The 14775-nt window shown below is 42.2% G+C and carries 16 protein-coding genes; 14 read left to right on the top strand and 2 right to left on the bottom strand.

Annotation, left to right across the window (positions count from 1 at the left end):
• Positions 1 to 34 precede the first annotated feature (34 nt).
• The 5 genes from putP to UN64_RS03610 all read left to right on the top strand — a co-directional run bounded on the left by putP (position 35) and on the right by UN64_RS03610 (position 3480).
• Positions 35 to 1507: a sodium/proline symporter PutP gene (gene putP, locus UN64_RS03630; RefSeq protein ID WP_077359797.1), complete on the top strand. Its 1473-nt coding sequence runs from the start codon at positions 35 to 37 to the stop codon at positions 1505 to 1507.
• Positions 1508 to 1570: 63 nt separating this feature from the next.
• Entirely contained in the window at positions 1571 to 2020 is a 450-nt protein-coding gene (locus UN64_RS03625) for a GNAT family N-acetyltransferase (RefSeq protein WP_077359795.1), read from the top strand.
• 56 nt (positions 2021 to 2076) lie between these two features.
• Positions 2077 to 2385 carry a hypothetical protein gene (locus tag UN64_RS03620; protein ID WP_077359793.1) on the top strand — a complete coding sequence of 103 codons (309 nt, stop codon included), beginning with the start codon at positions 2077 to 2079 and terminating at the stop codon, positions 2383 to 2385.
• A 69-nt stretch (positions 2386 to 2454) separates the two neighbouring features.
• Positions 2455 to 2919 carry an SRPBCC family protein gene (locus UN64_RS03615; protein WP_077359791.1) on the top strand — a complete coding sequence of 155 codons (465 nt, stop codon included), beginning with the start codon at positions 2455 to 2457 and terminating at the stop codon, positions 2917 to 2919.
• An 18-nt stretch (positions 2920 to 2937) separates the two neighbouring features.
• Complete coding sequence (locus UN64_RS03610) at positions 2938 to 3480, top strand: histidine phosphatase family protein (protein WP_077359789.1); 543 nt, start codon at positions 2938 to 2940, stop codon at positions 3478 to 3480.
• Positions 3481 to 3688: 208 nt separating this feature from the next.
• On the opposite strand, the gene UN64_RS03605 is transcribed toward UN64_RS03610, so the two are convergent.
• Positions 3689 to 4711, bottom strand: coding sequence for a TlpA family protein disulfide reductase (locus tag UN64_RS03605; RefSeq protein WP_171978784.1), 1023 nt, complete (start codon positions 4709 to 4711; stop codon positions 3689 to 3691).
• A gap of 123 nt (positions 4712 to 4834) precedes the next feature.
• A complete protein-coding gene (gene cax / locus UN64_RS03600; RefSeq protein ID WP_066292610.1) occupies positions 4835 to 5890 on the bottom strand; it encodes a calcium/proton exchanger in 1056 nt (351 codons plus the stop codon).
• A 402-nt stretch (positions 5891 to 6292) separates the two neighbouring features.
• Here cax and UN64_RS03590 point away from each other — a divergent pair, with 402 nt between their 5' ends.
• The 9 genes from UN64_RS03590 to UN64_RS03550 all read left to right on the top strand — a co-directional run bounded on the left by UN64_RS03590 (position 6293) and on the right by UN64_RS03550 (position 14733).
• On the top strand, positions 6293 to 7474 hold the full coding sequence (locus tag UN64_RS03590) for an ATP phosphoribosyltransferase regulatory subunit (RefSeq protein WP_077359783.1): 1182 nt from the start codon (positions 6293 to 6295) through the stop codon (positions 7472 to 7474).
• The gene (hisG, locus tag UN64_RS03585; RefSeq protein WP_077359781.1) at positions 7474 to 8118 is read left to right on the top strand and encodes an ATP phosphoribosyltransferase; all 645 of its coding nucleotides are present in this window, start codon (positions 7474 to 7476) and stop codon (positions 8116 to 8118) included. Before UN64_RS03590 ends, hisG begins: the two co-directional genes overlap by 1 nt.
• Positions 8115 to 9386, top strand: coding sequence for a histidinol dehydrogenase (gene hisD, locus UN64_RS03580; RefSeq protein WP_077359779.1), 1272 nt, complete (start codon positions 8115 to 8117; stop codon positions 9384 to 9386). Before hisG ends, hisD begins: the two co-directional genes overlap by 4 nt.
• Positions 9387 to 9980, top strand: a complete 594-nt coding sequence (gene hisB / locus UN64_RS03575; RefSeq protein WP_077359777.1) for an imidazoleglycerol-phosphate dehydratase HisB — start codon at positions 9387 to 9389, stop codon at positions 9978 to 9980.
• Entirely contained in the window at positions 9981 to 10622 is a 642-nt protein-coding gene (gene hisH / locus UN64_RS03570; protein ID WP_077359775.1) for an imidazole glycerol phosphate synthase subunit HisH, read from the top strand.
• Entirely contained in the window at positions 10619 to 11350 is a 732-nt protein-coding gene (gene hisA, locus UN64_RS03565; protein WP_077359773.1) for a 1-(5-phosphoribosyl)-5-[(5-phosphoribosylamino)methylideneamino]imidazole-4-carboxamide isomerase, read from the top strand. The genes hisH and hisA overlap by 4 nt, the downstream gene beginning before the upstream one ends.
• Positions 11350 to 12108 carry an imidazole glycerol phosphate synthase subunit HisF gene (hisF, locus tag UN64_RS03560; protein WP_077359771.1) on the top strand — a complete coding sequence of 253 codons (759 nt, stop codon included), beginning with the start codon at positions 11350 to 11352 and terminating at the stop codon, positions 12106 to 12108. Before hisA ends, hisF begins: the two co-directional genes overlap by 1 nt.
• Positions 12105 to 12749 (top strand): bifunctional phosphoribosyl-AMP cyclohydrolase/phosphoribosyl-ATP diphosphatase HisIE, encoded by a 645-nt coding sequence (gene hisIE / locus UN64_RS03555; protein ID WP_077359769.1) that lies wholly within the window; start codon positions 12105 to 12107, stop codon positions 12747 to 12749. The genes hisF and hisIE overlap by 4 nt, the downstream gene beginning before the upstream one ends.
• Before the next feature lie 358 nt (positions 12750 to 13107).
• Entirely contained in the window at positions 13108 to 14733 is a 1626-nt protein-coding gene (locus tag UN64_RS03550) for a tetratricopeptide repeat protein (RefSeq protein WP_077359767.1), read from the top strand.
• The last annotated feature ends 42 nt before the right edge of the window (positions 14734 to 14775 follow it).

Raw genomic sequence — 14775 nt, 5'->3', positions numbered from 1 at the left:
TTAACAACATGTGAGGGCAGGAGGAAAAATGAATATGGATTATGGTGTTATTTTTTCTATCAGTGTTTATATGATCGGGATGCTGCTGATCGGTTTGTATGCTTATCGCAAGACGGATAACCTTACCGATTACATGCTCGGAGGAAGAAACCTCGGACCAGCTGTAACAGCGCTTAGTGCAGGGGCTTCTGATATGAGCGGATGGCTGTTGATGGGTCTGCCGGGTGCGATGTATATGTCGGGTTTAAGCAGCGGATGGATCGTTGTTGGTTTGAGTGTAGGGGCATATTTAAACTGGCTGTACGTTGCTCCGCGATTAAGAACGTATACGGAAGTCGCAAATAACTCTATTACGATTCCTGATTATTTTGAGAACCGATTCAAAGATACTTCCCGAATCTTAAGAATCACTTCAGCTTTAGTTATCGTTATCTTTTTTACGTTTTACTCTTCTTCCGGAATGGTAGCAGGAGGCCAGCTTTTTGAAACAGCATTTAAGCTGGATTATATGTGGGGAATCTTGCTTACAGCAGGTGTCGTAATCATTTATACATTATTTGGCGGATTTTTAGCTGTAAGTTACACAGACTTTGTTCAAGGTGCGATCATGTTCGCAGCACTCATACTTGTTCCATTGGTAGCGATTATGAAAGTTGGCGGCTGGGATACAACGTTTAACGAGATTGAAAGTGTAAGCCCTGCTTTATTGGATGCATTTACAGGGACAAGCTTAATCGGCATCATCTCTTTACTAGCTTGGGGACTTGGTTATTTCGGCCAGCCTCATATTATCGTTCGTTTTATGGCGATCACTTCCGTAAAAGAAATGAAGAGTGCGAGACGAATCGGAATGGGCTGGATGATCTTCTCGATCGTTGGCGCGATGTTCACTGGTTTAGTTGGTATCGCTTATTTCAATCAGACAGGCGCGCCTTTAAATAAGTCAAATGCTGAAACTGTATTTATTTTATTATCAGATGTATTGTTCCACCCGATTATCACGGGCTTCTTGCTGGCTGCGATTCTTGCGGCAGTTATGAGCACGATCTCGTCTCAGTTGCTTGTTACTTCAAGTGCACTGACAGAAGACTTTTACAAAGCGTTCGTAAAACGTTCAGCTTCTGATAAGGAACTTGTTTTTGTAGGGCGTTTAGCCGTCCTAATCGTTTCAGTGATCGCTTTTGTTTTGGCGTTAAATCCAAGTGAAACGATCTTAAATCTAGTAGGTTATGCATGGGCAGGATTTGGAGCTGCGTTTGGTCCAGTCGTATTGTTAAGTTTATATTGGAAACGCATGACGAAATGGGCTGCTTTTGCAGGTATCGTAGTTGGTGCTGTTACGGTTATTGTTTGGGAGCTGATCCCAGCGTTTGCAGATGTCTATGAGATCATTCCAGGTTTCATTGCATGTACGATTACAATCGTAGTAGTAAGTCTAATGACAAAGGAACCGAGTGAAGTCATCAAGCGCGAATTTGAGGAATCTAAAAGATTAGTAAATGAATAAAATATAGGAATCTCTCTTTTTTAAAAGAGAGGTTCTTTGTTTTATATGAAAGGGGTTGTTGTCATGGAGGTTAAGTACATGCTTTTTGATACGATACCTGATGAAGAGGCTATTTTAGAGGGAATTATAGATTTGCATAAACGTATCTTCGGAGAATCAGATGATCTGGTTAAAAAGATGGAAAGTAAGCCTCAAATAATAGTAAACGTTGCATTGAACAACAGCCAAGTCATCGGTTATAAGATTGGCTATGAACTCGATAAAAGAAAATTTTATAGCTGGCTAGGCGGAGTGGACCCTCAATTTAGAGGTCATGGTGTCGCTTCAAAACTAATGGAACAACAGCATTATTATTTAAAGGAGAACGGATATCATATTGTTCAAACGAAGACCATGAATAAGTGGCGAAGCATGCTGATCTTAAATATCAAATCAGGGTTTGAAGTCATTAGTACTTACACGAACAAAAAAGGATTACATAAAATTATTTTAGAAAAAAATTTGCTTGAGTAAATCAGATGTAACATTCAGCAACGCCCGCATATGATGAAATAAGCGAGGTGGGTGACATGGGTATAAAAGAAAAAGTAAAGCAGTGGTTTTTAGGGCCGCTTTATACGCAGGAGTCATTAATACCAATCGAAAATCGAGAGCAGTTCACGCAAAGTTTGAATCTTGGCTGTCCAGTTATTTTTAGGATGAGAGACGGATACGGGCTGATTTTGTTCGAGGAAAAAGATCAGCTAGGCATCGTTTACGTAAAAGACGTTTTCGGAGTCAATGAGGATTATCGCAATTATTTTACACTGCCTGACCTCATCACCTTCTTCAAAGATCATATAAGTGAAGGAATTTCATTTTATGCGTGGAATAACTAAACTATAAAATGTGCAGCACCTCACTTTGTGGGGTGTTGTTTTTGAATCAAATGAAAGTGAGAGATTGCAATGCCAGTTATTACGCATCAGGAATACATAAAAGCCCCCATCGAAGTTTGTTTTGATCTTGCTAGAAACATAGACGTACATACAAAAACTACTTCTCATACAAAGGAAAGAGCAGTCGGCGGAGTTACGACAGGATTAATAAACGAGGGGGAATCAGTGACTTGGGAAGCCGTTCATTTAGGGGTAAAACAACGGCTGACTGCCAGAATCATCGAAATGGACAGACCTTATCGATTTGTTGATGTGATGGTAAGAGGAGCTTTTAAGTCCTTCACACATACGCATACATTCGAGCTGAAAAATGAGGCAACTTTGATGACAGACCATTTTGATTATAAATCGCCATTCGGCGTGATTGGAAAAGTAGCAGACCGGCTTTTCTTAGAAAAATATATGACAGATTTTCTTGTAAGACGAGCTAAAGCCTTAAAAGAGATAGCGGAAAATCAACAAAAAAATAGATAGAGGACAGCGGGTGGAAAAATGAAAATTGGATTAGTCAGGCATTTTAAAGTAACAAGGGGATATCCTACCGAAAAATGGATCACTCCTTCAGAATTTGATCAATGGATGAGGGAATATGAAGAATCTGATGTGGAAGAATCCGAAGTGGACTTAGGCGGAATTGAATGGCGGAAATGCTATGTTAGTACCGTTCGGCGAGCAACGATTACGGCTGAAAAAATCTATCAAGGAGAACTGATCAGGACTGATGAGCTCCGCGAAATTGCAGTATATCCTTTTTTTAAGCGGGACATCAAAATCCCGATGATTCTGTACCCTCTTTGCATCCGCACCGCTTGGTTCTTTAACCACAAATCACAGCTGGAACGCAGAACAGATGTGGAGAAGCGTATTTCTAAAATTATCGACCGAATTTTAGATGAGAGTGAAGAGAACGCTTTGGTCGTCAGCCACGGGGCACTTATGATGTTTATGCGAAAAGAACTGATCCGCCGCGGATTTAAAGGACCGAAGCTTGGACGGCCGGAGAATGCAAAGCTTTATTTGTTTGAGAAGATATAGGGCACATAGTCGAGCTTTGTCGACTCGTGGTTTTATTGTTTTTAACGTGGGATTATTTCATTTAGCGTGGGATTCTTAAATTAAGAGAGCACTTTTGCTGCAAAAGCTGGTTCCTGCGCCTTAAAAAGGCGATGGAGAACCAGCTTTCTTTATTCCTTATTAAAAATGTACACGTTTGTTTTACATACGCTCCTTATTTGATCTCTTTTCATTGCGCTGCCTTCACAAACTCCTCCATCATCTCGTAGCTCATCGGACCGATGTGCTTTTCGCGAATGATTCCTTTTTTATCTACAATGAAAGTGGTCGGGATGGATACGGTTTTGTACAAATCACCGACTTTGCCTTCAGTATCTAGCAGTATAGGGAAGTTAATCTTATATTCATCGGCAAACTGTTTCACTTCTTTTTCTGAATCACTATCAGTCAGGTTTACTGCGAGAATTTCAATTTTTTCTGATGAGTGTTCATTATAATAGCGCACCATCTCAGGCATTTCTGCCCGGCATGGCGGACACCATGTTGCCCAAAGGTTAATAAACACGACATTTCCTTTTAAATCAGAAAGCCGTATCGTTTCTCCATCGATCGTTTTAAGGTCAAAATCGGGTGCTTTGTTTCCTGGCTTTATACCAGTAGCAACTGTTTCAACAGCCGCCGTGTCTTCTTTTTTGCCGCCGAGCGGAGTATTGTTAATGACTGAAAAGAAAAGGGCAGTCACAAGCATAGAAAGGACGGTTTTTTTGAGCTGAAAGGATCCATATGTGTAAAGATAAAAAGATAGAATCATAAAAAATAAAGAGATCAGACCGTCTGCTGCTGCTTTTTCAGATGCAAAATGAGCACCGTAATAAACCGCAAAGAATATCGTCAGACCTAAAATACCGCTATAAAAAATGCGATTTCGATCAAGCTCTCTTTTTCCTGCTGCTCGTAATAAATAGAGAACAGATGCAATAATGCCAAGAACGACACCTGTTTCACCGCCGTTAAAATACAAAAGATTAAACGGATGTTTAACAGTGAGAATCGGGTGGAAGAGCACATAGCTGATTTTCCATACAAACCAGCAGATTACAATGGCATTGGTTAAAACATCGAGAATCTGCTTTTTATCAGGTTCTTTTCTTAATTTAAATGACAGTATTCCATAAGCGATCAAAGCAGAGCCAAGAATCGCAAGCCAAACCATTTTTACAGGAAAAGATCCAATTGAAATGTAGTTCTCCATCATCGCACCATCCCTAAACTTGTCCTTATTTTAAACTTTATCAAACTGGCCACCTTTTTATTCCTAATTTGCTCAAAAGAAAAACGGCAAAGGATTAAATCCTCCGCCGCCAGTGGTTTCAATTTATAGAAGATAAAATCCAACACCCATGATAAGGTAGGCTGCTAACAAGGTCAGACCCTCGAACCAGTTCGTGTCGCCATCGTTAGTTAAGGAGATCGTTAAGAATACGGCGAGAACCATCGCTACGAGTTCGGGAAGCGTGAACACGAGCGCCATCGATTTCTCAAAGAAAAGAGAGATCAATACGAGAACTGGAGCAACGAACATGGCGATCTGCAGAGTAGAGCCGATCGCGATTTCGACAGCTACATTCATTTTGTTTTTATAAGCCATAATGATCGCGGATGCGTGTTCTGCGGCATTCCCGACGATCGCGACTATGATTACCCCGATGAATACTTCACTCCAGCCGAGTGTTTCACCAACCTCTTCGAATGTATGAACCAATTTTTCAGAAACATAAGCAACAGCAACAGTGGATAGGGCAAGAATAATAAGTGCCTTCATCTTGCTCCATTCTGCCGTCTCGTGTTCATGTCCCTCATCATGCTCTGTTTGATAAACACCTCTATGCGTAACAAGCTTAAACAAAAGAGCTGCGATATATAAAACAATCATGATTACAGATACCCAAACGCTTAAAGTGAGTGAATCGGCATCGTTCAGTTTATAGGAAAACACCTCAGGGAAAACAAAAGCGACAACGACTCCAAAAATGAGCAATCCAGCGTTATGCCGGGCGTCATAAACATTGAACTTTTGCTGTTTGAACTTTAGCCCTCCGACAAAAAAAGACAGTCCTCCTACGAGTAAAAGGTTTCCTAGTACGGAACCTGTTAATGATGCCAATACTACACTTATGAGTCCTGCTTTTAAGGCAAAAATAGAAATGATAAGTTCAACGGCATTTCCGAATGTGGCGTTTAAGAGTCCGCCGATCCGCGGCCCGGCAACAATCGCCAAACTTTCTGTTGCGCGGCCCATATAACCCGCCAGTGCAACGATGGTAGCACAATAGATAACAAATAAAATAACGGCTGGCCAGTGCTGCATGCTGCCGAAAACAGATAGCGGAACACCGATTATGATGGCAAGAAAAAAGATGCGATTAAACATGGTGCATTCCATCCTTTCATATGTATGTATTTTATTTTTACATACTATTCCCTGAAATCGATTTTCTTAACTATAAGATTTTCAGGTAAATCGGTTGACATGTTTCGAGGGTACGTGTAGACTAACAACTAAATCTTTATCATGGTAGTATATTAGCGAACTAAAGTGTTTGAGCGTTTTTTCTTGAATTGCTTCCATGTTTTGTTGATTGGAGCGTAAGGTGCGAGACTCCTGCGGGATCAGCGGGACAGGAGAGACTCCTAAAGGCGCAAAGCGCGAGGAGGCTCACCGCCCGCCCCGCGGAAAGCGAGCATCCTGGAGCGGAGATCAACCACTTCCAAAACAACAACATTTACGAAACTGCCTATAAAAAATAACTTCACATATAAAGGATGAAGGAAAATGTCTAAACCATTTGTTTTCGAAAAGCCTGCAGGCATGCGGGATACACTCCCTGCTTTTTATCAAAAAAATGAAGATATAAAAAATACAATAAAAAAAGAGATGGAGTCTTGGGGCTATCAGTTCATCCAGACCCCAACACTGGAGTATCACGAGACGGTTGGAGAAGCTTCAGCTATATTGGATCAGCAGCTGTTTAAACTTCTCGACATGGAAGGGAAAACACTTGTATTAAGACCCGACATGACGGCACCTATAGCCCGTGTAGTTTCTTCGAGCATGAAAAATGTAGCCTATCCGCTTCGCTTGGCCTATAGTTCTCCTGTTTTCCGCGCTCAGCAGCGTGAAGGAGGAAGACCGGCTGAATTTGAACAAGTAGGGATCGAACTGATCGGTGAGGGAACATCCAGTGCAGAAGCTGAAGCTCTAGCTTTAATGACGGAAGTAATAAAAAAGAGCGGAATCCAAGCTTTTACGGTAGCTGTAGGTCACATCGGCTTCGTTCAAGAGCTTTTAGCAGATATTTTAGGAAACGATAACAGAGCTGCGGAACTTCTTCGCTACCTTAATGAGAAAAATTATGTGGGGTATACATCTCATGTAAAAGAGCTTCCGTTATCTTCTATTGATTCACAACGCTTGTTAAAACTTCTAGATTTAAGAGGTGGAATCGAAGTGCTGGGTGAAGCTTCTGCACTGACTCCCAATATCAAAGGTCAGCAAGCATTAGAAGAACTCAAAACGTTATATAAGCTTCTGCAGGATTATGATGCAGCACAAAATATCGTTTTTGATTTCACACTGTTCAGCCATATGAGCTATTACACAGGTATTGTCTTTGAAGGATATGCGGCAGGAATCGGTGCACCAATCGCAAGCGGAGGCAGATACGACGACCTTTTGAGCCGTTTTGACCGCAAAGCGCCAGCAATCGGTTTTGCGATTCGAATGGATTATTTTATAGAAGCATTAGGCAGTAAAAATGATTCAATTAAAAAGGATTGCATTTTATTTACACCAGAACGCAGAAAAGAAGCGCTGCTGCTAGCAAAATCAAAAAGATCAGAAGGCGGCAATGTGGTGATGCAAGATCTATCTGGTGTTAGAAATGTCGATGAGTTCAGCAAACGTTTCGATGAAATTCATTATTTGATCGGAAGTCAGCAAGGAGAGGACTTGTAATGAGCACAGTTTTAACGATGGCGATGCCTAAAGGAAGAATATTTGAAGAAGCAGTCGACCTGTTAAGACAAGCAGGATATCCGCTGCCTCCTGAATTTGAAGAGTCACGTAAACTGATTATCGATGCACCAGAAGCTGGTCTTCGTTTCATTCTCGCAAAGCCGATGGATGTTCCTACATATGTGGAGCACGGGGTTGCAGATATCGGAATCGCGGGTAAAGACGTCATGCTCGAAGAAGAGCGGGATGTTTATGAGGTTCTTGATCTGAAGATTTCCGAATGTTACTTGGCTGTAGCAGGTTTGCCAGGTGGGAACTATCAAAAAGTCGCTCCAAAAATTGCTTCAAAGTATCCGAATGTTGCTTCTCATTACTTTCGGGAGCAAGGTCAGCAGGTGGAAGTGATCAAACTGAACGGATCCATTGAGCTTGCGCCGTTAATTGGACTTGCAGACCGCATTGTAGATATTGTTTCCACGGGACGAACGCTTAAAGAAAATGGTTTGGTCGAACTTGAAAAAATTGCAGACATTACATCGAGGCTCATTGTAAACCCGGCAAGCTACAGACTTCATGCGTTGAGAATAAACGAACTGGTGGAACGTATGCGCAAACTCGTAGATAACAAGGGGGATGTTAAGTGAAAATCCAGCCTTTATCTGAACTGAAAACGTTAGAAAGAAGTGTTGAACAAAATACAGAAGAACAGCGAAAAGCGGTTTTGGAAATTTTGAAGAATGTAAAACTTGAAGGTGACAAAGCACTTTTAAACTATACGGAAAAGTTTGATGGTGTTTCGCTCAGTTCTCTTGAGGTAACAAAAGATGAAATTGATGAAGCCGTTGCATCTCTTGACCAAGAGATGATCGATATCATTTCTGAAGCGGCTTTAAACATCCACGAATATCACGAAAAACAGAAGCGCCAGTCTTGGTTTTTTACAAGAGAAGATGGAACGATGTTGGGACAAAAAGTAACCTCTTTAGATTCTGTGGGAGTATACGTGCCTGGCGGAACTGCGGCATATCCTTCTTCTGTATTGATGGGTGTCATTCCGGCAGCTGTAGCTGGTGTTGAAGAAATCATTCTTGTATCTCCACCTGGGAAAGACGGTAAGCTTCCTGCAGCCGTTTTAGCAGCAGCATCTATCGCTGGCGTTAAACGGATGTTTAAAATAGGCGGCGCTCAAGCGATCGGTGCACTCGCATACGGAACCGGAACCGTTCCAAAAACAGATAAAATCGTGGGTCCGGGAAACATTTATGTAGCACTCGCAAAACGTGAAGTGTTCGGAGTTTGTGATATTGATATGATCGCGGGTCCTAGTGAAATTGCAGTACTTGCAGATGAAACAGGAAACGCTAAGTATATTGCAGCTGATTTGCTTTCACAAGCGGAACACGATCCTCGTTCTGCAGCATTTTTAGTAACGACTTCAAAAGATCTTGCGGAAAAAGTAGCAGCAGAAGTAGAAAGCCAGCTTAACGACCTTCCGAGAAAAGAAATTGCTGCTCAAGCGGTACGAGATTACGGGGCTATTTATATCGTTGATTCGCTCCCTGAAGGTGCCGAAGTCATAAACCGAATTGCACCGGAACACTTAGAGATAATGACGAAAGATCCGATGAGCCTGCTCGGTAAAATCAGGCATGCTGGAGCGATTTTTCTTGGTGAATACAGCTCTGAACCTGTAGGTGATTATTTTGCAGGAAGTAACCATGTACTTCCTACAAGCGGAACAGCACGTTTTTCAAGCCCGCTGAACGTAGATGATTTTACGAAAAAATCTAGTGTGATCCGCTATAGTGAACAAGCAATGAAAGAAAACGGCCATAAAATTTCTGCATTTGCACGCTTAGAAGGACTTGAAGCCCACGCGAGAGCGATCGATTACCGACTGGAGGATAAATAAATGGAAAATAGACGTCAGCATGCGATCGAACGAAACACGAAAGAAACACAAATAAGCTTATCACTCGATATTGATGGAGAAGGGCAAGCTGACATCCAGACGCCTGTACCATTTTTAAACCACATGCTCGATGCGATTGCGCGTCACGGGCATTTCGATCTGACGGTAAACGCAGCTGGTGATGTCGAAATTGATGACCATCATACGACTGAAGACGTGGGTATCTGTCTTGGACAAGCTATTCAAGGTGCATTAGGTGATAAAAGAGGAATCAAGCGTTACGGAAACGCCTTTGTACCGATGGATGAAACTCTTGCTCAAGTGGTTATCGATCTTTCAAACCGTCCGCATTTAGAGTTTCGTGCAGAGTTTCCAAGTCAAAAGGTCGGTTCTTTTGATACAGAACTCGTCCATGAATTCTTTTGGAAACTGGCGTTAGAAGCGAGAATGAACCTGCATGTGATCATCCATTACGGAACGAATACACATCATATGATCGAAGCGGTTTTTAAAGCTTTTACAAAAGCATTGGACGAAGCCACACAGATCGATCCGCGAGTTAAAGGAGTGCCTTCAACGAAAGGAATGTTATAGATGATCGGAATTATTGATTATGGAATGGGCAACCTTCACTCGGTCTGTTCCGCATTAAAAAGAATCGAACAGCCGTACATTCTTTCTGGCAATCCAGAGGAACTTCATGAAACAGATGGCTTGCTGCTTCCTGGGGTTGGATCTTTTAAAGATGCGATGAATGAGCTTAAAGAAACAGGTCTTATCGATTTTATAAAAAAAGAAACTGAGAACGGAAAACCGCTTATGGGAATCTGTTTAGGCATGCAGCTTCTGTTTGAAGAAAGCACAGAGAACGGGTTAACAAAAGGACTCGGACTTTTGCCGGGGAGAGTAGATCGTTTTAGTGGTGTTACTGCTGAAGGCAAAGCCTATAAAGTCCCGCATATGGGCTGGAACAACCTTCACTTTTTACAAAAAGAGCAGCCTTTGTTAAAAGGGCTGAATGAAGGCTACGTATATTTCGTTCATTCATTTGTGGTGCAAACAGACGACAGAAATGTCTTAGCTGCGGCCGCACATTATGAAGATGTGGAAGTGCCAGCAGTTGTTGGACGCGATCATATCATGGGTACGCAGTTCCACCCTGAAAAAAGTTCAGAGACTGGCATGGGGATGCTGAAAAATTTTTGCCGTTTCGTTGAGGAGGGAAAACAAAGATGAGTTCATTCACACTATATCCTGCGATTGATATGCGGGGCGGAAAATGTGTAAGACTTTTGCAGGGTGACTACAACCAGGAGACTGTCTATGGCGATTCACCGTTTGATATGGCAAAACAGTTCGCAGATCAAGGTGCCGAGTGGATTCATATGGTAGACCTCGATGGTGCTAAGGACGGCAAAAAAGTGAATCATGAACATGTTATTCGTGTGGCAAAAGAGCTGCCTGCAAAAGTGCAGATCGGCGGAGGTATCCGATCGATGGATGACGTTTCGTATTATTTAGATGCAGGTGTTGACCGTGTTATTTTAGGGAGTGCTGCCGTTTCCAATCCTGATTTTGTGAGAGAAGCATTAAGGAAATACGGCGGTTCTAGAGTTGCGATCGGACTTGATGTGAGAGATTGCTTTGTTGCGACTGAAGGCTGGCTTGAAACTTCTCACATCATGGCAGTTGATCTTGCAAAAAGACTAGTAGAAGAAGGCGCTGAAACATTTATTTTTACGGATATCTCAAAAGATGGCATGTTGCAGGGTCCAAATGTAGAAGCGATCGGTGAACTCGCACGTATTACTGGAAAAGAAGTGATTGCATCAGGCGGTGTCAGCTCGATTGATGACCTAGTGAGCTTAAAGAAAGATGGACGGAACATTGCAGGTGCAATTATAGGAAAAGCCCTCTACACGGGACGATTTACTCTTTCAGATGCGTTAGGAAGTGTGAAGTAATGCTGACAAAACGAATTATACCTTGTTTAGATGTAAAAGAAGGCCGGGTTGTAAAAGGCATTCAGTTTTTAAACTTAGTAGATGCAGGAGATCCCGTCGAGCTTGCCAGGTTTTACGATAAAGCAGGCGCCGATGAACTTGTTTTTCTAGATATTTCAGCCAGCCACGAAGGCCGGGATACGATGGTTGAAGTGGTGGAACGCGTTGCGGCAGAACTCGCCATCCCTTTTACAGTCGGAGGCGGCATTAACAAATTAGAAGATATGAAAAGAGTCTTAAGAGCAGGTGCTGACAAAGTTTCCGTAAACACAGCTGCATTATTAAGACCCGAACTCATTACAGAAGGATCTGATTACTTTGGCGCCCAATGTATCGTCGTTGCGATTGATGCTAAGTATGATGAAGAGCTTGGCTCATGGCGTGTATACACTCATGGGGGGCGCAAACCCACTCAGTGGGAAGTCACTGAATGGGCGCAAGAGGCAGTTAAGCGAGGTGCTGGAGAAATTCTTCTAACCAGCATGGACAAGGATGGAGAAAAATCTGGATTTAACCTTGCTCTTACAAAAGCAGTCAGTGAAACAGTGACTGTTCCTGTAATTGCATCAGGCGGCGCCGGAAACGCTAATCATTTTTATGATGCGTTCACAGAAGGTAAAGCAGATGCGGGTCTTGCCGCTAGCATTTTTCATTATAAAGAAACATCAATCGGAGAGCTAAAGTCAGAATTGCAAAAGTTGGGGGTGTTTGTACGTTGAAATGGGAAAACTTGAAATTTGACGAAAACGGGCTGATCCCTGCTGTGGTGCAGGATTATCAGTCAAAAGAGATTTTGACGGTCGCATACATGAGTGAAAAGTCGCTCGAAAAAACGGTCGAAATCGGCGAAACTGTATTTTTTTCAAGATCACGAAAAAAATTGTGGCACAAAGGTGAAACGTCCGGAAATACACAAAAAGTGAAGAGCATAAGGTATGACTGTGACCAGGACGCACTAGTGGTTTTAGTGGAGCCCAAAGGACCTGCCTGCCATACAGGAACGTACAGCTGTTTTTCAGAAACTATTTATAGTGCTGATGATAAGAATGATGGACCGAGCTCTGACCGATACGCGATATTAAATGAGCTGCAGGAAATTATCGCGCAGCGGAAGCATGAGATGCCAGAAGGTGCATACACAACGTATCTTTTTGAACATGGCGTCGATAAGATTTTGAAAAAGGTAGGGGAAGAAGCGGGAGAAGTCATCATCGCAGCGAAAAATCGAGACCCCGAAGAGCTGAAGTGGGAAGTTTCCGATCTCTTTTATCACGTATTGGTGCTTTTGCAGGAGCAAAAGGTACCATTGGACGATGTTTTAGCAACATTGAAGGAAAGACATACAAAAAAGGACAACTGAGGAGTAATTTCTCGGTTGTTTTTTTGTTTTGATAACGGATATGCGCGCTCACAGTGGGTTAATGCGCGTTTGTCGGGATTTATGCGCGCTCGCCGGGGGTTTATGAGCGTTCGTCGGAATTTATGTGCGCCCCGCGGGATTTATGCTCGCTTACGGAATGTGCGCTAATCTGCTGTAAGCCCGTCCTTCATATCTATATCATCCTTCAATCATTTTTTGTCGAAAGTTTCCTGCACATTATTTACAGTCAAAGGGGTGTTAGTATTTTTAGCCTGTGTTATAATTTTTGGGTTGAAAACTTTGTGAACTGAACGATAAAGAAGTAAAGAGTTTACATAGTAGATGGGGGAACTAATATATGTATAAAAGAAATAGGGCCACTGAAGCAGGCGGCCGCGTTCTTCCCTTTATTCAGGATGGGGACTATTTTTTTGAAAAAGGAATTAAAGCCTACAACAGGCGTGATTTATATACAGCAAAAAAAATGTTTGAGCGGGCCGTTACCTTCCAGCCGGAAGAGCCCTCTTTTTTATGTCAGCTGGCGTCAACGCTTGCTGAGATAGGTGAATATGAAGAATCTAACAGGCATCTATTGAACGTAATCGAGAATGGATCTGATATGTCAGAATGTCATTTCTTCCTTGCGAACAATTTTGCTCATTTAGGCATGTATTCTGATGCAGAAGAACATGCTTTGTTATACATTCAATACGATCCAGACGGTGAATTTGTCGATGACACGCAGGAACTGCTTGATCTGATCAGTCTTGAAACAGGCAGCAAGTCAGCAAACGGTCTGCCTCTTTCGACAGAAGAAGAGCTGATCAAATCTCATGATGAGGCAAGACAATCGATCGAGCGCGGAGATCTTCCTCTTGCACAAGAGCAGCTTCGTGATATTATCGAAAATCACCCGAAGTTTTGGGCAGCATACAATAATCTAGCTCTTACGCATTTTTATAAAAGCGAATTTGATGAAGCAATGGATGTTCTTCAGGATGTATTGGATAAGAATCCTGGTAATTTGAACGCTTTATGTAATTTAGCGATCTTTTTATTCCATTTAGGAATGGACGAACCTGGCGGAAAGCTTGTAGAACGGCTTAAAATGGTGCACCCTATGCACCCAGAGCACAGATACAAGCTCGGAAACACGTTTGGTCTTCTAGAAGAACATGTTTATGCGAATAAATGGCTGCAGACATTACGAAAATCTTCGTTCGTCTATGATCCTGTAACGACTCACATGCTTGCCGTTTCTTATTACGCGCTCGGACATAAAGAGCTCTCTTTAAAAACGTGGAAAAAGGTACTCGAATTAGATCCAGAAGGCAATGTTGCACCATTTTATATAGAAAAAGCACAAAACGGTGATCTGACGGTTTCAGGCGGAGACTATCAGTACCGCATTCCTGCGAACAATCAGAACAAGCCGAAAAAAGACCGTCAGATTAAAGCGCTGGAACATATCCAGCATGTACGTAAAGGACTGGAAAAAAACAAAATCACGCATTTATTTTTACTTAGAGGGAATAAAAATGAAGAGGCCTACGAGACTCTTCGTGATTTTTGCATGCGCAAAGAAGAATCTCTTTTCGTAAAAGAAATTGCTGCAAACATCATGCTTGAGCATCATCCGGAGCTCCCGGTTAAACTAGCACATGAAGAAGCACTCGTAGAAGTAGGGAGTCCTTCTGCTCTATTAATTCAGGCACTGGATGTTCTTCAGATTGTTAAAGAAAGCGGCTCTGCAATCGATGAGCAAGTTCTTTTTTACTGGTCAGAAGCTATAAAACTGTCAGAAGTTAACGGCGAAAAAATCTTTGATAACGAAAAAGCAATCGCTGCGGCAATCGATCACTTAGCACGTAAGCAAAGAGGGAAATCGACTCAAAAAGCAATCGCTGAATTGTACGAAGTTTCGGTTTCCGTCCTCTCCTTAAGAATTAAAAAGCTGATCAGCTGGGTAAATCGTAACGTATGAGCAGAATCTTGGACTTTGCTCCTATGAGCCGATAGGATAGAC

It is taken from the genome of Fictibacillus arsenicus (genome assembly GCF_001999465.1).
Classification (GTDB): Bacteria; Bacillota; Bacilli; order Bacillales; family Fictibacillaceae; genus Fictibacillus; species Fictibacillus arsenicus.
This window is presented reverse-complemented; position numbering and strand designations above follow the sequence as displayed.